Here is a 19,169-nt window from a genome sequence, read left to right as displayed (position 1 = left end):
ACAGCGCCCGTGGCCTCCACAGCGGATGTGGATGCGGCGCGCGTGCCCCCACCCCAACCCTCCCCCAGCGGGGGAGGGAGCGAAGAGCGCGACGCCATGCTCAAGGAACTGCACGAGCTGCAGCAGAAGATCAATGCGGTGCAAGGCGAGTCCCCTCTCATCCTGCCGTCCGTAGACGCGCAAGCCGTCTCGTCGGTCGTGGCCGACTGGACCGGCATCCCCGTGGGCCGCATGCAGCGCAACGAGATCGAGACGGTGCTGAACCTGCCCAGGCTGCTGGCCCAGCGCGTGATCGGCCAGGACCATGCGATGGAGATGATCGCCAAGCGCATCCAGACCTCGCGCGCGGGCCTGGACAACCCGCAAAAGCCCATCGGCGTGTTCATGCTGGCCGGCACCTCGGGCGTGGGCAAGACCGAGACCGCCATCGCGCTGGCCGAGGCGCTGTACGGCGGCGAGCAGAACATGATCGTGATCAACATGAGCGAGTACCAGGAGGCGCACACCGTCTCCTCGCTCAAGGGCGCGCCGCCCGGCTACGTGGGTTATGGCGAAGGCGGCGTGCTGACCGAGGCGGTGCGCCGCCGGCCCTACAGCGTGGTGCTGCTCGACGAAGTGGAGAAGGCGCACCCCGACGTGCACGAGCTGTTCTTCCAGGTGTTCGACAAGGGCTTCATGGAAGACGGCGAGGGGCGCAGCATCGACTTCAAGAACACGCTGATATTGCTCACCACCAATGCCGGCACCGACCTGATCGCCAGCATGTGCAAGGACCCGGAGCTCACGCCCGAGCCCGAGGGCATGGCCAAGGCGCTGCGCGAGCCGCTGCTCAAGATCTTTCCGCCGGCGCTGCTGGGCCGGCTGGTGACCATTCCCTACTACCCGCTGTCCGACGCCATGCTGGGCCAGATCGTGAAGCTGCAGCTGGGCCGCATCAAGAGGCGGGTGGAGTCGCGCTACCAGATCCCCTTCGAGTACGGGGACGACGTGGTCAAGCTGGTGGTGAGCCGCTGCACCGAGAGCGAATCTGGCGGCCGGATGATCGACGCCATCCTCACCAACACCATGCTGCCGGACATCAGCCGCGAGTTCTTGAATCGGATGATGGAAGGCCAACCCATCAGCGGCGTGAAGGTGGGCGTGGCGGACGGCAACTTCAGTTACGCATTCGACTGAACAATCCACCGGAGAAACGCACATGGCGATCGTCGTGCTTTGGGCCGAGAACGACCACAAGAACCGGGCCGAACTGCTGGCTCAGACCTACGTCGCGCAGGCCATCAACATTTCGGGAGGGACCGCACCCATCGTGATTGCGGGGCTGGACACGCTGGTCTTCTGGGGGCATGGCGACGCCCGCCACTTCTGCGGGTTGGACGAGGACCAGTTTCTGGAGACGGTGTCGGCCTGGAAGAAGAAGAACAAGAACGTCAATACGGTCGAGATGATCTCGTGCAACCTGCGCCACCGGCAGGGCACCTACACCGATTCGTACACCATGAAGGTGGTGGCCAAGCTCAAGAAGAAGCATGCGGGCATCGTTTTCAAGGCGCTGCCGGTGGCGGTGAGCGGGATGGGCGTGAGCTGCGAGAACTCCATCCTGAAGTGGCAGCCGGCCAGCCAGACCTGGGCCTACGTGGGCACGCCCGGCAAGGAAGATAAGTTCATGTGGGCGATGTGCCGCAAGCTGGAGGAGCAGATGCCGCCCGTAGGCATCCACAACGGCTACGTGAACGCCCACAACCAACTGAACAACACCGACTACCTGATCACTCACAAGTTCGGCGTCAGCGCCGGGCCGCCCCCGGTGGGTGCGCCGCCCAAGGGCACCGTGCTGTTCGAGAACTGCTCGCGCAACCACATGCTGTCGGTGGCCAACAACTCCTACGTGAGGACCGGCAGCATCGGCGCGCTGCGCGCGGCACTGGCGGACATCAAGTGATCGGCATGCCCGAGCGCCCCAACCTGGCCAGGCATGGCAGAGGCCCGATCCCGCCGCGGCGCGCGCCGGCCGAGGTGCAGCTCGACGACGAGCAGGCCCTGCACCTGGCCATGGCCTGGCACCGCGAAGGGCGTTGGGATGCCGCCGAGCGCATCTACCGCGGCCTGCTGGAGCGGCCCGCCGGCAATGCCAACGCCACGCACTTCCTGGGCGTGCTGTTGAACCAGCGCGGGGACACGACGCAGGCAATGCAGTTCATTCGCCGATCCGTCGCGCTCGATCCGACGGTGCCCGACTGGCACAACAACCTGGGCAACGTCCTGCTCGAATCGGGCCGCGTGGACGAAGCCGCATCGGCCTACGAGGAAGCGGCCCGCCTGGCGCCCGGCCGCGCCGACATCCAGAACAACCTGGGTGTGCTGCGGCGCGAGCAGAAGCGCTTTGCGGAATCGGAGGCGGCCTACCGGCGCGCCATCGCCATCGACCCGGCATCCGTCGACGCCCACACCAACCTGGGCAACCTGCTGCACGCCACCGGCCGAAGTGAAGCGGCCATGCTCAGCTATTGCGAGGCGCTGGCCCTGAAGCCCGCCAACGTGCGCGCGCGCCAGGCCCTGGGCATGGCCTACTACACGCTGGGCCGCTTCGAGGAGGCCGCCAAGGTGTACGCCGACTGGCTGCGCGACGAGCCGGACAGCCCTGAGGCGCGCCACCACCTGGCTGCCTGCTCGGGCCGCGACGTGCCGGGCCGCGCGCCCGACGACTATGTGGAGAAGGTGTTCGACGGCTTTGCCAACAGCTTCGACGCCAAGCTGGCGAACCTGCACTACCGGGCGCCCGAACTCGTCGCGCAGCTGGTGGCGCAGCTGCTCGGCCCGCCGTGCGCCGACCGCGCAGTGCTCGACGCCGGCTGCGGCACGGGCCTGTGCGGGCCGCTGCTCAAGCCCTATGCGCGCAAGCTGGTCGGCGTGGACCTGTCGGCCGGCATGCTGGCCAAGGCCGAGCCGCGCCAGGTGTACGACCACCTGGCCAAGGCGGAGCTCACCGCCTTTCTCGAAGCCGAGCCGGCCGGACGCTACGGCCTCATCGTGTCGGCCGACACGCTGTGCTACTTCGGCGACCTGGCGGCGGTCATGCGCGCTTCGGCCCGCGCGATGGCACCGGGGGGCTGGCTGGTGTTCACCGTCGAGGGGCTGCCGGAAGGCGCGGCTGGCGACTTCCACCTGAACCCGCACGGCCGCTACAGCCATGGCGAGCCCTACTTGCGACGGGTGCTGGCCGAGGCCGGCCTGGCCGTGCGCAACATGGAGGCGGCGCACCTGCGCACTGAGGGTGGCAAGCCGGTGGACGGCTTCCTGGTGGCGGCCTGCCGCAGTGGCAATGAAGGCGACTGCGAAGGTGGCGGCCTTCATTCGTCTTGACGGTAGCGAAGCGGCGCACGGACCACAAAGAACACTCGCATGGCAGACCACCAGTTCATCATCAAGAGCGAATCGCCTGCGGCCAAGGACCTGATGTTCTGGAGCATCGTGGGCCAGGAGTCGCTGTCGCGCCCCGCGCACTACGAACTGAGCGTGCTGTCGACCAACGAGAAGATCGACGCCAAGGACATCCTGGGCTATGCCTTCGACGTGGTGGTGGAGTTCCAGGACGAGGGCCAGGCCAAGCACGAGCGCCATTGCCAGGGCCATGCTGTGCGCTTCATGCGCCGCGGGCATGTGGGGCGGTTCTTCGAGTACCGCATCAGCCTGCGCTCGTGGTTCTGGCTGCTCACCAAGCGCATCAACTCACGCATCCTGCAGGACAAGAAGGTGCTCGCCATCTTCGACGCCGTGGTGGAAGACAGCCCCATCAAGCGCTTCAAGAAGACCAAGGCCGACAAGGTCATCGGCACCCATGAGCCGCGCCGCTATTCGGTGCAGCACCAGGAGAGCGACTACAACTACCTCTCGCGCCTGCTGGAGGACGAGGGCATCTACTACTGGTTCGACGCCCATGAGGCGCCCGGCACCATGTACATGGCCGACGCCAGCGACGTGGCGCACAAGAAGCTGCCGGTGGAAGGCACGATGAACTACATCCCCTTCGGCGCAACCGAGGCCAGGTTCAACGAGATCAGCTGGTGGATCGACTCGCGGCGCCTGAACACCGGCAAGTACGCCTCGCGCGACAGCGACTTCAAGGCGGTGAAGAAGAAGCTGGTGGCCGACAAGGGCGACCCCGACACGCACGAGCTGGCCGACCTGGAGTCCTTCGAGTTTCCTGGCGGCTACCTGCGCGCCGACGACACGGACGACGCCGCCAAGATGCGCATGGAAGAGCTGGCCGCGCGCCGCCGCGTGAACTGGGCGATCACCCGCTGGCCCGACGCCGCGGTGGGCCGCACCTTCACCTTCCACGGCCACCCGATGGGCGAGAAGGATGCCGACTACCTGGTGGCGGGCTGCGCCTTCATCCTGACGCATCCGGGCTACGAAGGGCTGGATGCGAACGCCGGCAATGTGCAGCGCAACGGCCGCGTGCTGCAGGAGATGCTGGAGGACGACCCCATCAACGCCGACTGGCCGGATGCGATGCGCGACATCCTGTACGGCACGCCGGACCTGATCGCGCCCATGCGCGGCAGCGGCACCTTCTTGCTCACGCTGCTGTCGGCCGACACGCCGTTCCGCCCGCCGCGCCTGACGCCGCGCACCACCATGCCGGGGCCGCAAAGCGCCATCGTGGTGGGCCCCGAGGGCGACGAGATCCATGCCGACGACTTCGGCCGGGTGAAAGTGCACTTCCACTGGGACCGGTATGACGAGAGCAACGAAAAGTCCACCTGCTGGGTGCGCGTCTCGCAGCCCTGGGCCGGCAAGGGCTGGGGCGGCTACTTCATTCCGCGCATCGGGCAGGAGGTGATCGTCGACTTTCTCAATGGCGACCCCGACCGGCCCATCATCATCGGCCGCGTCTACAACGACGACCAGCCCAAGCCCTTCGACAGCCACACGCAAAGCGGCTTCCGCACCCGCTCCACGCCCAAGGGCAGCGCCGCCAATTGCAACGAGTTCCGCTTCGACGACAAGAAAGGCAGCGAGCAGGTCTACCTGCATGCCGAGAAGAACCAGGACATCGAGGTCGAGAACGACGAGACGCATTGGGTGGGGCACGACCGCAAGAAGAACATCGACCACGACGAGACCACCGAGGTCAAGCACGACCGGACCGAGACGGTGGGGAACAACGAGACCATCACCATCGGCGTGGACCGCACGGAGAAGGTGGGGAGCAATGAGAACATCACCATCGGCTCGAACCGTACGGAGATGGTGGGGAGCAACGAGACGATCACGATCGGCGTGGACCGCACCGAGACGGTCGGCAGCAACGAGACGATCAGCATCGGCTCGAACCGGACCATCACCGTTGGCGCCAGCGAGACGGCGACGGTGGCGCTGCAGCGTACGCATACGGTGGGGGTGAACGAGACCATCACCGTGGGGGCGGCGCAGGAGGTGACGGTGGGCGCCGCGCAGGCGATCACGGTGGGGGCCAACCAGACGACGAACGTGGGCGCGAATTGCTCCTTGTCGGTGGGCGCCAATCTGTCGACCGATGTGGGCGCCGACGAATCGCGCAATGTGGGCGGCGGCCGCACGACCAGCGTGGGCAAGGACGACGGCCTGACGGTGGCCAAGAACCTGAGCATCAGCGCAGGCGACTCCATCTCCATCGTCACCGGCAGCGCCAGCATCACGATGAAGAAGGACGGGACCATCGTCATCAAGGGCAAGGACATCACGGTCGAGGGCTCCGGGAAGATCAACGTCAAGGCGAGCAGCGACATCGTGATGAAGGGCTCCAAGATCCTGCAGAACTGAAGAAGCCAAACGGGGAACGAGGCCATGAGCAGACGCGAGGACATCGAGATGCACTGGAACGAAGACGCAGCCTTGCTGGAGCAGGAGTTGCGCAGCAGCGGCGACGAGCCCGATCCGGCCTGGCAGGCATTGCTGGCCGCACCGGTGCGGCAACGTTCGACATCGCCGCTGCCGGCGGTCGTGATCGGCGAACTGCTGGCATTGACGGACGGCGCCTACACCGCGCTGGTGCGCTACCCCGGACAGGCCGGCAGCGCGGCGCTGCGGGCGCGCAGCACGGTGGACCTGCACGGCGCGCACATCGGCAAGCGCGTGACGCTGGTCTTCGAGGACGGCGATGCAAACAAGCCGCTGGTGACCGGCGTGCTGCGCGAGCCCGGCGCCGGCTGGCCGCTGGCCGAGGCGCCGGCGCAGGTGGAAGTGGATGCCGACGGCGAGCGCATGGTGCTCAGCGCCAAACAGGAATTGGTGCTTCGCTGCGGCAAGGCCAGCATCACGCTCACCAAGGCCGGCAAGGTGCTGATCCAGGGCAGCTACGTTTCCAGCCGTTCCACGGGCGTGAACCGCGTCAAGGGCGGCTCGGTGCAGCTCAACTGAGGCCGGGAGAAACGGCCAAGCCATGGAGTTGATCAACGCCACCCGCATGACCACCGGCTACACCATGGGCCTGGAGCCCAGCGGGCGCGAGCTGCTGGTGGTGGTGATCAAGGGCACTTTCCGCATGCCCGAGCCGGACGAGCCGCCCGGCCACTTCGCGCTGGCCGAGCAGCAGCTTCCGCTGGTCATGGCCGACACCTTCACCGGCGAGCCGGGCTTGTCGGCCCCGGCGTACGAAGTCGACTTCGCGCCGCGCAAACACGCGTGCGACATCCTCTTGCTGGGCTGCGCCCACGCGCCGCAGGGCCGGCCCGTGGGACGCTGCGAGGTCGGCATCCGCATCGGCGACTGGCAGAAGGTGTTTGCGGTGGTCGGCGAGCGCCATTGGGAATCGGGCATCGGCGGTGTGAGCGCCGCGCCGCCGCTGGCTTTCGTGCGCCAGCCCATCTCCTACGACGTCGCCTTCGGCGGCACCGACCTGCGCCACGAGGACCCGGGCCAGCATGCGGCGTTCATGCCCAATCCGGTGGGGCGAGGCTTTCACAAGCACCTGCGCGCCGAGTGGGTGGAGGGCGCGCCGCTGCCGGCGACGGAAGAAGTGGGCCAGGCAGTGCGCGATCCCGGCGGCAACTACCGGCCCATGGCTTTCGGGCCGGTGGGCCGCGGCTGGTCGACTCGTTCGTGTTTTGCCGGCACTTACGACGACGCCTGGCTGGCCGACCACTTCCCTTTTCTGCCGCCTGATTTCGACGAGCGGTACTACCAGGCGGCGCCGGCCGACCAGCAGTTGCCGCTGCAGACCTTCGCCCGCGGCCCGGTCGATGTGGCGCTCGCCAACCTGACGCCGCAGGGCCTGACGCGCTTCACCATTCCGCACCTGGTGGCGCCGGTGCATGTGTTTCCGAAGAAGGGCGAGCGCGAGGACTACACGGCGCAGCTGGATACGGTGGTGATCGAACCGGATGCGAATCGCTTCACGCTCACCTGGCGCGTGGCGCGGCCCTTGAGGAAGAACATGTTCGAGATTGCGCAGGTGCTGGTGGGCAAAAAGGGGCGGGACTGGTGGCAGCAGCGGGAGCAGGTGGCGTTTCCCATTCCAGTGGTCATGGTGCCGATGGAGGCTCGGTCATGAGCGGCATGTCCCTGGCCATCCGCAAGACAGGCCTGGTGACCTCCGTGGGCTTGAGCGCGCCAGCCGCATGCGCGGCCATGCGCGCAAAGATCACCAACCCGAGCGAGACACGCTTCATCGACTCGACGGGCCAATGGATCATGGCGCACCAGGTCCCGCTGGAGCAGCCCTGGCGCGGCATTGCAAAGCTGGCCCGCATGGCCGCGCTCGCCATCGACGAAGCTTTGGCGGAGGTGCCGCGCACCGAATGGCCCCACCTTCCACTGCTGCTGTGCGTGGCAGAGCGCGACCGGCCGGGGCGACTGCAGAACCTGGACGATCAACTGTTCGGCATGATCGAAAGCGAACTCGGCGTGCACTTTCATGCCGATTCCGCCATCGTGCCTCAGGGACGCGTCAGCGTGGCCCTGGCCTTGGCGCAGGCGCGGCATCTGCTGACGCGCCCGGGCATTGGCCGGGTGCTGATTGCTGCCTCCGACAGCCTGCTGAACTGGCCCACTCTGAGCCACTACGATCGGCAGTCGCGGCTGTTGACCGAGGTCAACTCCAACGGCTTCATGCCAGGTGAAGGTGCGGGTGCGCTGCTGGTCGGACCGGCGGATGAAGATGCGCAGGCGCTGCTCGTCGGCGGCATCGGCTTCGGCAAGGAGACTGCGCACATCGACTCGGAAGAGCCCTTGCGCGCCGAGGGTTTGAGCGCGGCCATCAAGTCCGCGCTGGCGGACGCCGGCCTGCAGATGCACGACATGTCGTTTCGCATCACCGATGTCTCGGGCGAGCAGTACTACTTCAAGGAAGCAGCTCTGGCGCTCAGCCGAACGCTGCGCCAGCGCAAGACGGCATTCGACATCTGGCATCCGGCTGAATGCACCGGCGAGGCCGGCGCGCTGGCTGGTGCCAGCGTGATCGCGGTCGCGGACATGGCTTGCCGCAAGCAGTACGCCAACGGTCCGGCCATCCTGGCGCACATGGCCAACGACGGCGGGCAGCGCGCGGCGATGACGCTGCACTATCGAGGCGCCTGACAGCCATGTCCAACCAGGTCTACGCCAACAACATGGAGGTGTCGTGCAAGGCGGCGGCCGGCAAGTCAATCTGCGCGTTTCCCGATGTCTGCTTCACGCCGCCGCTCACACCGGCAACGCCCCCGGGGGTGCCCGTCCCGTACCCCAACACTGGCATGGCATCCGACAGCACCTCGGGCTCCACCTCGGTGCAGATCTCCGGCAAGGAGGTGATGCTCAAGAACAAGAGCTACTTCTCGAAAAGCACCGGGGACGAGGCAGGCAGCGCGCCGAAGAAGGGCGTGGTCACCAGCAAGAACATGGGCAAGGTGTATTTCAACGCCTGGTCGATGGACGTGAAGATCGAGGGTGAGAACGTTGTGCGGATGATGGATATCACGACGCACAACCATGGGTCGGTGCCTGGAAACAGCCCAACTTGGCCTTATTTGGACGAGATGACGGCACCCCAAGCGGAGCAGGCTTGCGGTGATGAGATGGCGGAGGTCAAGAAGCGCTGCAAGAACTGCGAGACGAATGACCACGCGGACGTGGATTGCCCTCCTATCTATGCCAATTCGACAAAGAACGCGGGGTACAAGAACGATCCATGTGTGAAGGCCAAGCGCTGCATGCTGGTTCCTTACTCTCGGCAGAACAATAAAAAGGGAGGCTGCTGCCCGGGACAAACGGCTCATCACTTGGTGCCTAAGCATCACTTCCCGAAAAGCGACTACCCTGGTTACGACGCGGGCGAAGCGCCCTGTGTGTGTGCCGAAGGCCACTCGTGGCACAGAAACGCGCCCGGTGATCAGCATTTCAACAAGTGTGACAAGACGCATGCCGACATGCACGATATTCAGGATGCCGCGGAGCGCGACGCCATCAGCAGCCTGGAGAAGAAGATCGCAAAGGGCAAGGACGTGGGTAGCCGCGATGCCGACTACGCGATGAACTACGAAGAGGCCCGTGATACAGCGGTGGACGCGCACCAGGAGTGCTTTCCAAAGTCCGGTTGTAGCGAGAAGTGCCTTGAAGCTCAGCTCAATGCCTACCATAGGCAAAAGGACGTCGGCGTGCGTGACGGTAGCTTGGTGCGAACCAAGCGTGTCGGGGCGTCTGAGGACGACTGACACCCACATAGCAAGGGGAAGCTCATGAATTTGCAGCCTGCATTCAACGTCTCCGACAGCGTCATGGTCGATGCCATCGTTCTGGGATACGACGATCTGGTGTTCCTGGCGCACAGCGAAGCGTCGCTGGACGCCGACAAGCCTGTCAGCCAGTTGATCCGCTGGACCGGAGGCAATTGGGTTTTGTTGGGCAGTTGGCCCTGGCAGGGGGTGGGGGTGGCAAATGCCGGCCTTGGCGGTGCCGAAGACTGGGTGGTGCTGGGGCGCGACGGTGAAGTCGGCCGCTTGGCCCGGGGCATGTCGCACGTCGACCCTGGCGAAGACACGCTCGGGCCGTTCCGCGGGCTGACGCGACTTGGCGACCGTGTCTTCGCTTTTGGCATGAAGCGCGAAGTATTCGAGCTCGAGCCTGAGGACCGATGGGTGCGGCGGATGGAAGGCTTTGAGTCCGAAGATGAAGATGAAGACGATAGGCCATCGCGCAAGAAGCGTCTGGGCGGCCTCAATGCTGTGGCGCTCGATGCTGGCGGGGTGCTCACCGCCGTCGGCATGCGCGGCGAAATCTGGGTCCGAACCGACGACCGCTGGCGAGCATGCGACAGCCCGACGAACGTGATGTTGAAGGATGTGTGTTTGGGCGGAGACGGGCAATTGCACGCCTGCGGGCTGGCCGGAACGCTACTTTCCGGTGCCGGGTCGACTTGGCGTGTTGTTGACTACCAGGGCCCTGAAGAGTTGGATTTCTGCGCAATTGCCTGGTTCGGCGATGCGTTGTACCTTGCCGACGGTCATTCTGTGCGTCGATTGATCGGCGACACGCTCGAACTGGTGGATTTTGGCGTCGACACGGTCGTGCCGGCAGCTCGCCTGGTCTGCGGCGAGTCCACCCTGCTGGCAGTGGCCGGCCAGGAGGTTTGGCAGAGCATGGATGGGTACGTGTGGCGCAGTGTCTTGGGTTGACGCTGCCCATGCCGACGAGACCAGGATCAGGCAGACCCGCGAGGCCTCTCGACCGCGAGATGTGGCTGGAGGTGAGATCGACTGCGAGCGGGCTGCCTGACATTGCATGAAGCGCGATCTCGTTCCTGTCGTTGTCCAGCAGCACGTGCAAGAGGCGATCGCGCTTCGGAACACCCGCTCCTTTCTTGTTCGTGCCCCCCACGTCAAGCTGAACCAACTGCGCCGCCTCGACGACCGTCTTGCCGCACACCTCGACGGTCTGGATGTCGCCGGCGAATACGGCTCGAAGCTCGTGGCCGATGCGCTCGAGACTCCGGCCCCAGGCGAGATGTTTGCGGCGACGGTTCGAGCAATCGAAGGGCGCAATGTGGCCGGCCTCGAAAACTCGCTTGCACTGGCCCAGGCGCTGCCCGATAGCCAGGCGGGCCTCGTCTCGGCCTTCGGATGGGTCTCTGCGTCCAGCCTTCGCGGCATTACCAGGGCCCTGCTTGAAGCACCCGATGCGTTTCGCCGCCGGGTCGGCCTTGCAGCCTGCGCCCTGCACGGGGCGGACCCCGCCGCTTCGTTGACCATCGCCTTGAAGGACGCCGACGCGGCGCTTCGCGCTCGAGCCTGGCGCGTCGTCGCCAGTCTGGGTCGAGTCGACTTGCTGCCCGATTGCATCAATGCGATGGCCGATGCGGACGCTGATTGCGTTTTCGAAGCGGCGCGCGCCGCGGTCCTGCTCGGCGATCGGCGGGAAGCGGTGGCTGCGCTGCGCACCATGGCGCTGGTCTCCGGTCGCCATCGTCGGCACGCCCTGAGCTTGGTGCTCAAGTTGCTGGAATCGACCGAGGTTCACGCAGTACTCAAGACCTTGTCGCAGAACCCCGCCGACGCACGCTTGCTGATTCGTGGCATTGGCGCCTGCGGCGATCTGCACTACATCCCCTGGCTCATCCAGCAGATGCAAGACCCCAAGCTTGCGCGCATTGCCGGCGAAGCGTTCAGCTTGATCACTGGCGTGGATGTGGCCCGGCAGAACTTCGAGCGGGCGCTGGCGGAGTCACCGGAAGCAGGGGCCAGCGACGATCCGGAGGATGACTCTGTTGCGATGGATGAGGACCACGGCCTGCCGTGGCCCGACCTCGAGAAAATTGCCGCCTGGTGGCAAACCACCCGCCACCGTTTCGTTGCTGGAAGCCGCTACTTCATGGGTGAACCGCCGTCGTTCGCCCATTGCCTGGCAGTCCTGAAAGAAGGCTACCAGCGTCAACGCATTGCCGCGGCCGAATGGCGCTGCCTGCTTCAGCCCGGCACGCCGCTGTTCAACACTGCTGCCCCTGCCTGGCGGCAGCAGCGCTGGCTTGGTATCACCGCCACTGCCGTGGAGGCTTGATCGAACCCATGGCCGCCCAATACATCCTCGCAGCGCTGGCCGCCGTGTTTCTCGCAGCTGCCCTCTGGCGCCTAACGCGCGATGGTTTCAAACTCGCGCCATCGAGCCGCACCTGGCTGCTGGTCGCGCTGATCTTCGCAACCGTGTCCGGCTGGCTCTGGTGGACGCAGGCGCAACGATGAATCGCAGGAGGCATCAACCGTGATCAACCTGGTGGTCGTAGGCGGCCAGGCCGCAACCGGCGGCCAGCCGCGCTCCGCGCAGTTCGGCCCCGCGGGCGGCACCATCGGCCGCTCCAACACCAACACGCTGGTGCTGGACGACCGTACCGTGTCGCGCACCCACGCCACGGTGGAATGCCGGGGCGGGCGCTACTTCATCACCGACCGCGGCAGCAACCCGCTGCAGCACAACGGCCGGCCGCTGGGCAGCGGGAACGAGGCGCAGCTGAGCGATGGCGACCGGCTGATGGTCGGCTGCTTCGAGCTCACCGTACGTGGTGCGCCCGATTCGCAGACGGTTCCGGCGCCCGCATCGGCCGCGCCGTTTGCAAGCACGACCAGCCAGCCCACCGCCGACGATCCATTCGCCGACCTGCTGTCGGGCATCGGCTCGCCGCCGGCATCAGCATCAGCGTCGGCACCTCCGCGGGCGCCGGCCGGTCCGCCGCCCTCCACCGACCCGCTGCTCTTCCCTGACCCGATGGCCATGGGCGCGCCGCGCGCCGCGCCGGCGCCCGCCTCGGACGACGATCCCTTTGCCGACCTGCTCGGCACCGGCACCGCCGCGCCGAAGCCCGGTGCCATCGAGGACTTCTCCGACCTTGGCCTGCGGGCGCCCGATGCTGCGGCCGGCATCGACCATCTGTTCGGTGCGCCGAGCAAGACCCCGGGCGCGGATCCGCTGGCCTTGTCGCCGCTGGCCGATCCGCTGCTGCAGCCGAACACGGCATCCGACGCAGATCCGTTCGCGGCGCTGCAGGCCGGCCCGCCGAAAGGCGCCCCTGCGCCCAGGAGCGATCACCTGGCCATCGACCGCATCGGCTTCGCGCCGCCCAAGGGCGTGGTGCCGGGTGCTGCGGCGCCGTCGGCTTCGGACGACGACCCGTTCGGCGACCTGTTGCCGCCACCGCCGCCGGCGCCGGCCGTGCGCAACCTGTCGCCATCTCCATCACCGCAGCCGCAAGAGCCGCCCGCAGCTCCTGCCCCATCACCCGTGATGTCGGCGCCCGCACCTCGGCCCTCCGCCGCAACAACGAGCAGCCAACGCGCCAGCGACTCTGAACTCCTCGCCGCCTTCCTGCGCGGTCTCGACAGCACCCACCAGGCTCCCACCACGCTCACCCCCGAGCTGATGGAGCGCATCGGCGTGTTGCTGCGCAGCGCCACCGAAGGCACGCTGCAACTCCTGCTCGCGCGCCAGGAAGTGAAGAAGGGCGTGCACGCCGAAGTCACCATGATTGCGGCCAGCGCCAACAACCCGCTGAAGTTCTCGCCCACGGTCGAGGTGGCATTGGCCCACTTGCTGGGCCCCGGCATGCGCGGCTTCATGGGCCCTGAAGAAGCCATGCGCGATGCCTACAACGACCTGCGCGCGCACGAGTTCGGCGTGATGGTCGGCATGCGCGCCGCGCTCACCCATGTGCTGCAGCGCTTCACGCCCGACGAGCTGGAAAAAAAGATCGCCGCCAAGAGCGCGCTCGATTCGCTCTTTGCCGCCAACCGCAAGGCCAAGCTGTGGGACCAGTTCGTGGCGCTCTACGGCAACATTGCCGCGGAAGCCGAAGACGACTTCCACAGCCTGTTCGGCAAGGCCTTCGTCAAGGCCTACGAAGAACAGATGGCCAGGCTCAAGTCGGGCGGCGGCCGCTAGCCGGCTGCGCAGAAAAACAGCGACAAGAAGAACAACAACGCGCGGAGGTCACCTTGGACTTCGAAATCGAGATCGTGACCCTGTCCAAGCAGGGCGGCCGCGACTACAACGAGGACGCCTTCGGCCACTGGAACGACGAGCGCCATGTGCTGTGCGTGGTGGCCGACGGTGCGGGCGGCCATGGCGGCGGCGACGTGGCCTCCGCTGTGGTTCGCCGCAGCGTGCTCGATGGCTTTGCCGCCCAGCCCGGCATCGACGCGGGTGCGCTGCGCCAGCTGCTGGAGCGCGCCAATCTCGACGTGGTGGCCCGCCAGGCCGAAGGCGGCAAGCTGGCCGCGATGCGCTCCACCGTGGTGCTGGCCGCCGTCGACCTGCAGGCGCAGCAGCTCACGTTCGCGCACTGCGGCGACAGCCGGGCCTACCTTCTTCGGGGCGGCGCCGTCGCGCGCCGGACCACGGACCACAGCCTGGTGCAGCAGATGGTCGCGGGCGGCATGCTCGACGAGGAGGGCGCGCGGTTGCATCCGCAGCGCAACATGCTGCTGTCCGCGCTGGGGTCGGTGGACCCCGCGCCGGAGATCGCGGTGTCCGAGCGCATCGCGCTGCAGGTGGGCGACGTGCTGCTGCTGTGCACCGACGGCCTGTGGGAGCCGCTGGGCGACACCTGCCTGCTGGACACCCTGCGCCAGTCGCGGGACGCCAGCCAGTGGGTCGAGAAGCTGGATGCGCAGGTCAAGGCCAGGGCCAAGCCCGGCCATGACAACTACACCGCCCTCGCGCTGTGGGTGCACGAGGACGACGAAACCACACGGCTGATGCTCTAGTGCAGCGGCTTCATGAGGCCTCGGCGGCGTCCGCCTCGTCCTCCGCCGGCTTGAGCAGCGCCACGTCGCGCACGTTCTTCTGCACCGCCACCGCGGCAAACAGCGCGAGCAGGAACGCCATTGCGTAGAAGCCCTTTTCGCTGCTGCCCAGGGTGGCGTTCCACAGGCCGATGGCCAGCAGCAGGACGGACAGCATCAGCGACAGCCAGCACAGGCCGTAGTAGATGCCGGTGACCCGGATGCCCTCCAGCCGGTCGCGCACCGTCTTCTGCAGCGAAACCGCCGAGAACAGCCCGTACATGAGCACGATGAAGTAGTAGCCCTTCTCGTTGAGCTGCATCGTCTGCGCGTTCCACAGGCCTGCCAGGAAGGCCGCGGCGCCCACGAAGAGCGCGGCCCAACTGGCGCCGACGAAGGCGCCGGTGGGGCGTTGGGGGCGTTGAATGGTGGGGGTCTGCATGTTTCTCTTCTCCAGGTTCATCGGTTGTTGTCGCACTGAACGCCGCCAGGGCGTCCACGCGCAGGCACAGTCTGATGGGGAAGAGATGAGGCCGGCCCTCGAATTGCCCGAGGGCCGGCAAAAAGGTACTGCGGGGGGCGTGCCAGGCTACTCCTGCCAGCCAGCCCGCGCCGTCCGTCAGACCTTCTCGTTGGCGGCGATGTCCCAGCCGGCCGTCTTGGCGGCCTCGCCGGTGCCGTCCTTCTTCTGCGGCGTGTATTCGTACTTGAACTTGGCGAAGTTCAGCGTCACGTTCTCGGTCAGCCGGTCCTCCCCGCCGCTGCCGCCGGTGCTGATGGACGAGACGATCAGGTCGCTCAGCGTGATCTTGATGTATTCCAGCGGGCTCTCGCCGGCCTTGCGCACCACCAGCGTCGCCTCCTTGATGTGCTTGCCGTTGCTGCAATGCAGGATCAGGGCATGCGAGGCCGAGTCGATGTACTTGGTGAACGACAGGTCCTGCACGTTCACCTTGCCGGCGCCCGCGCCGCCGCCCATGTGCGCCGTGCCCGACTGGCTCAGGCCCCAGCTCCAGGCCAGCACGTCGATTTCCTTCTTGTGCTTGGCGTCGCTCGATTCGCCCTCGATGTCGGCGATCTTTATGAACATGTCTACGGCCATGATGCTCACCTTTCCCGGATGTGTGGTTGAAAACGAAGGGGCTGCCCGGACCGATGGTGTATTCGAGTTGCGATCCTGGGAGCTAACTGGAAAACGAAATCGAAGCGGCCGAATCAAAAGGCATCGGCCGAAAAAAGTGATCCGTTACTTGCCGCCCTTGGCGGACGGCAGCTTGGACACCAGGCGCAGCGACACCGTCAGCCCTTCGAGCTGGTAGTGCGGGCGCAGAAAGAACTTGGAGGTGTAGTAGCCGGGGTTGCCCTCGACCTCTTCCACCACCACCTCGGCGGCGGCGAGCGGGCGGCGCGCCTTGGTCTCTTCCGACGAGTTGGCGGGGTCGCCGTCCACGTAGTTCATGATCCACTTGTTGAGCCAGCGCTCCATGTCCGCGCGCTCCTTGAAGCTGCCCACCTTGTCCCGCACGATGCACTTGAGGTAGTGCGCGAAGCGGTTGCAGGCGAACAGGTAGGGCAGGCGCGCCGCCAGGTTGGCGTTGGCAGTGGCGTCGGGGTCGTCGTACTCGGCCGGCTTGTTGAGCGACTGCGCGCCGATGAAGGCGGCAAAGTCCGAGTTCTTGCGGTGGATGAGCGAGAGCAAGCCCGCCTTCGACAGCTCCGCCTCGCGCCGGTCGCTGATGGCGATCTCGGTGGGGCACTTCTGGTCCACGCCGCCATCGTCGCTCGGGAAGGTGTGCAGCGGCAGGTTCTCCACCGCGCCGCCCGACTCGATGCCGCGGATGCGCGAGCCCCAGCCGTACATCTTGTACGAGCGGTTGATGTTGGTGGCCATCGCGTAGGCCGCGTTGGCCCAGGCGTAGCGGCTGTGGTCGGCGCCGGCGGTGTCTTCCTCGAAGTCGAAGTCGTCGATCGGGTTGGTCTTGGCGCCGTAGGGCGTGCGTGCCAGAAAGCGCGGCATGCACAGGCCGATGTACTTGGAGTCGTCCGACTCGCGCAAGCTGCGCCATGCGGCGTACTCGGGCGTGGAGAAGATCTTGGTCAGGTCGCGCGGGTTGGCAAGCTCCTGCCAGCTTTCCATCTGCATCAGGTTGGGGCTGGCGCCGGTGATGAAGGGCGCGTGTGCGGAGGCCGCGATCTTGGCCATCTCGGACAGCAGCTCCACGTCGGGCGGGCTTTGGTCGAAGTGGTAGTCGCCCACGATGGCGCCGAAGGGCTCGCCGCCGAACTGGCCGTATTCCTGCTCGTAGATCTTCTTGAACATCGGGCTCTGGTCCCACGCGGTGCCCTTGAACTTGCGCAGCTGCTTGTGCAGGTCCTTCTTGCTGATGTCCATCACCCGGATCTTCAGGTTCTCGTCCGTCTCGGTGTTGTTCACCATGTAGTGCAGGCCGCGCCAGGCGCTCTCGAGCTTCTGGTAGTCCTCATGGTGGATGATGAGGTTGATCTGCTCGGTGAGCTTGGCGTCGATGGCGGCGATCATGGCCTGGATCGACTTGGTCACGTCCTTGCCGATGACCTTGGTGTTGGCCAGCGCCTGCTGGGCCAGCGTGAGCACGGCGGCCTCGACGGCGCTGCGCGCCTCGTCGCTGCGCGGCTTGAATTCCTTCTGCAAGAGCGATGAAAAGTCGCTGCCTTCGTACGCAACGTCTTTCAGTGCGCTTTCCTGGCTGGTGGCTGCATCGGCCATGGTTCGTTCTCCTCGTGTTCGATCGGTGTGCGTTCAGGCCGTTGCCGTCACGCGGCGTCGGCAGGCTTGGCGCTGGCTGCCAGCGTGTTGAGCAGTTCGGGGTTGTCCAGCACCTTGGCCAGCAGTTCTTCCGCGCCGCCCTTGCCGTCCATGTAGGTCACCAGGTTCGACAGCTGGGTGCGCGCCTCCAGCAGCTTGTTCAGTGCCTCGACCTTGCGCGCCACGGCGGCGGGCGAGAAGTCGTCCATGTTCTCGAAGGTCAGGTCCACCTTCAGGTTGCCTTCGCCGGTGAGCGTGTTGGGCACTTCGAAGGCGGCATGCGGCTTCATGGCCTTCATGCGCGAGTCGAAGTTGTCCACGTCGAATTCGAGGAACTTCCGGTCGGCCACCGGCTGCACCTTGTCGGGATCGGCCGGCTTGCCCGACAGGTCGGCCAGCACGCCCATCACGAACGGCAGCTGGACCTTCTTCTCGGCCCCGTAGAGCTCCACGTCGTACTCGATCTGAACCCGGGGTGCCCGGTTGCGGGCGATGAACTTCTGACTGCTGGTGGCCATGTGTGCTCCTTGCGGGTGAAATGGGGTCGGAGGGTGTTACTCGGAGTCGCTCGGCGGCTTGCCGGTGACCATCTCGATGGTGTCGAGCGCGTTGGGCGCCAGGTCGGCCATGATTTCCAGAAAGCTCACGCCGATGAGCTTCTTGGCGCGCGTGATGAGCAGCGGGGCCGGGTTGCCCGGCTCGGCCTGCTCCAGGTAGCGGATCACGCGGTCGAGCGTCTGCAGTGCGTCCTGCCGGCTGCGGATCTCGCCGCGTGCGGCGGCCGGTGCGGCCGCGCTGCCGCCTTCGGATGCGGCCACTTCATCGCCCTCGGCTTCGCCGGCTTCGGCGGCGTTCCCGCCGAGGTGGCTGCAGGCCTTGGCCAGCATCGTGCAGATGCCGCGCAGCGGCGCGAGGTCGACCGCGTCGCTGCGGCCGGTGCGGTCCGACAGCAGGTTCTGCAGGGCGGTCACCTGCGGCGCCAGGCCGAGCAGGATGTCGATGACTTCGGGCGATTCGCCATGAATGGATTCGAGCGCGCCGTCGATCTGCGACAGCGAGAAGCCCTCGTCGCCACCCACCGCGTTGAGCGTGCCGTGCGCAATGGCGATGTCGCGCACGCGGATCGGGCCGATGCCCCGGGCGGTGCCCACGCGCGCTTCATAGAGTTCGCGCAGCACCGTGCTGTCGTCCGAGAGCGGCGCCAGCGCATTCAGGCGCATGGTGGGGTCGTTGTCGTCCTCCGCGTCGAGCTTTGGATGCAGATCGTCCCAGTAGCGCTGCAGCAGGCCGGTGAGCAGCGCCAGGCCGCGGCTGAAGCCTTCGATGCCCTGCATGCGGGTGCTCGCGCGCATGAGCAGGATGGCGGGGCGTGCATCCTTGGTGCGGCCCAGCAGCTCCTGCGCCTGCTCCGACACCTGGCGCCAGTCGGGCTCGACCGCCGGGATCACCGTGTCGCCGAACTGCTGCTCCGGCTTGCCTTGCGAGGCCGCTTCCAGCGCGGTGAAGGCACTGTCGTACTCGAGGTTGTCGCCAGTGGGTGATGCCTCGCTGATGGGCGCCTGCAATGCATCGACGAGTTCGGGTGTGAGCATGTTGTCGCTTCGCGTTCGCCAGGGATAATCAAAGATGCACCCCAGCACGGTCAATGCAACGAAGGC

The 19,169-nt window shown here is 66.4% G+C and carries 18 protein-coding genes; 13 read left to right on the top strand and 5 right to left on the bottom strand.

Annotation, left to right across the window (positions count from 1 at the left end):
• The 13 genes from VSO01S_RS14205 to VSO01S_RS14145 form a co-directional block, all read left to right on the top strand.
• A partial coding sequence (locus VSO01S_RS14205) for an AAA family ATPase (RefSeq protein ID WP_153305268.1) occupies positions 1-1,176 on the top strand: 1,176 nt, incomplete at its 5' end.
• 22 nt (positions 1,177-1,198) lie between these two features.
• On the top strand, positions 1,199-1,942 hold the full coding sequence (locus tag VSO01S_RS14200; protein WP_068643459.1) for a hypothetical protein: 744 nt from the start codon (positions 1,199-1,201) through the stop codon (positions 1,940-1,942).
• A gap of 5 nt (positions 1,943-1,947) precedes the next feature.
• Positions 1,948-3,363, top strand: a complete 1,416-nt coding sequence (locus tag VSO01S_RS14195; RefSeq protein ID WP_068643468.1) for a tetratricopeptide repeat protein — start codon at positions 1,948-1,950, stop codon at positions 3,361-3,363.
• A gap of 39 nt (positions 3,364-3,402) precedes the next feature.
• The gene (locus VSO01S_RS14190) at positions 3,403-5,808 is read left to right on the top strand and encodes a type VI secretion system Vgr family protein (protein ID WP_068643457.1); all 2,406 of its coding nucleotides are present in this window, start codon (positions 3,403-3,405) and stop codon (positions 5,806-5,808) included.
• A 24-nt stretch (positions 5,809-5,832) separates the two neighbouring features.
• The gene (locus VSO01S_RS14185; protein ID WP_218002349.1) at positions 5,833-6,405 is read left to right on the top strand and encodes a DUF6484 domain-containing protein; all 573 of its coding nucleotides are present in this window, start codon (positions 5,833-5,835) and stop codon (positions 6,403-6,405) included.
• Positions 6,406-6,427: 22 nt separating this feature from the next.
• The gene (locus tag VSO01S_RS14180) at positions 6,428-7,537 is read left to right on the top strand and encodes a DUF2169 family type VI secretion system accessory protein (RefSeq protein WP_068643455.1); all 1,110 of its coding nucleotides are present in this window, start codon (positions 6,428-6,430) and stop codon (positions 7,535-7,537) included.
• Entirely contained in the window at positions 7,534-8,562 is a 1,029-nt protein-coding gene (locus VSO01S_RS14175) for a 3-oxoacyl-ACP synthase (protein WP_068643453.1), read from the top strand. The genes VSO01S_RS14180 and VSO01S_RS14175 overlap by 4 nt, the downstream gene beginning before the upstream one ends.
• Positions 8,563-8,567: 5 nt before the next feature.
• Complete coding sequence (locus tag VSO01S_RS26745) at positions 8,568-9,674, top strand: PAAR-like domain-containing protein (RefSeq protein ID WP_084241870.1); 1,107 nt, start codon at positions 8,568-8,570, stop codon at positions 9,672-9,674.
• 24 nt (positions 9,675-9,698) lie between these two features.
• A complete protein-coding gene (locus VSO01S_RS14160; RefSeq protein WP_068643449.1) occupies positions 9,699-10,634 on the top strand; it encodes a hypothetical protein in 936 nt (311 codons plus the stop codon).
• Positions 10,635-10,740: 106 nt separating this feature from the next.
• Positions 10,741-12,012: a TIGR02270 family protein gene (locus tag VSO01S_RS14155; RefSeq protein ID WP_068643447.1), complete on the top strand. Its 1,272-nt coding sequence runs from the start codon at positions 10,741-10,743 to the stop codon at positions 12,010-12,012.
• 8 nt (positions 12,013-12,020) lie between these two features.
• Positions 12,021-12,194 (top strand): hypothetical protein, encoded by a 174-nt coding sequence (locus tag VSO01S_RS27730; RefSeq protein WP_169804099.1) that lies wholly within the window; start codon positions 12,021-12,023, stop codon positions 12,192-12,194.
• A 19-nt stretch (positions 12,195-12,213) separates the two neighbouring features.
• Positions 12,214-13,884 (top strand): type VI secretion system-associated FHA domain protein TagH, encoded by a 1,671-nt coding sequence (gene tagH / locus VSO01S_RS14150; protein ID WP_068643445.1) that lies wholly within the window; start codon positions 12,214-12,216, stop codon positions 13,882-13,884.
• Between the two features lie 53 nt (positions 13,885-13,937).
• Positions 13,938-14,708, top strand: coding sequence for a PP2C family protein-serine/threonine phosphatase (locus tag VSO01S_RS14145; protein ID WP_068643444.1), 771 nt, complete (start codon positions 13,938-13,940; stop codon positions 14,706-14,708).
• A gap of 10 nt (positions 14,709-14,718) precedes the next feature.
• On the opposite strand, the gene yiaA is transcribed toward VSO01S_RS14145, so the two are convergent.
• The 5 genes from yiaA to tssA all read right to left on the bottom strand — a co-directional run bounded on the left by yiaA (position 14,719) and on the right by tssA (position 19,103).
• Positions 14,719-15,168, bottom strand: a complete 450-nt coding sequence (gene yiaA, locus VSO01S_RS14140) for an inner membrane protein YiaA (RefSeq protein ID WP_068643464.1) — start codon at positions 15,166-15,168, stop codon at positions 14,719-14,721.
• 177 nt (positions 15,169-15,345) lie between these two features.
• The gene (locus VSO01S_RS14135) at positions 15,346-15,828 is read right to left on the bottom strand and encodes an Hcp family type VI secretion system effector (RefSeq protein ID WP_068643463.1); all 483 of its coding nucleotides are present in this window, start codon (positions 15,826-15,828) and stop codon (positions 15,346-15,348) included.
• A gap of 144 nt (positions 15,829-15,972) precedes the next feature.
• Positions 15,973-17,472 (bottom strand): type VI secretion system contractile sheath large subunit, encoded by a 1,500-nt coding sequence (gene tssC, locus VSO01S_RS14130; protein ID WP_068643443.1) that lies wholly within the window; start codon positions 17,470-17,472, stop codon positions 15,973-15,975.
• 47 nt (positions 17,473-17,519) lie between these two features.
• Positions 17,520-18,029 (bottom strand): type VI secretion system contractile sheath small subunit, encoded by a 510-nt coding sequence (gene tssB, locus VSO01S_RS14125; RefSeq protein WP_068643441.1) that lies wholly within the window; start codon positions 18,027-18,029, stop codon positions 17,520-17,522.
• A gap of 36 nt (positions 18,030-18,065) precedes the next feature.
• Positions 18,066-19,103 (bottom strand): type VI secretion system protein TssA, encoded by a 1,038-nt coding sequence (gene tssA, locus VSO01S_RS14120; protein ID WP_068643439.1) that lies wholly within the window; start codon positions 19,101-19,103, stop codon positions 18,066-18,068.
• Positions 19,104-19,169 lie beyond the last annotated feature (66 nt).

The sequence above is a fragment of the Variovorax soli NBRC 106424 genome, from assembly GCF_001591385.1.
Lineage (GTDB): Bacteria > Pseudomonadota > Gammaproteobacteria > Burkholderiales > Burkholderiaceae_C > Variovorax > Variovorax soli.
Note: the sequence above shows the minus strand (reverse complement) of the source record. Positions and strands in the feature narration are given on the sequence as shown.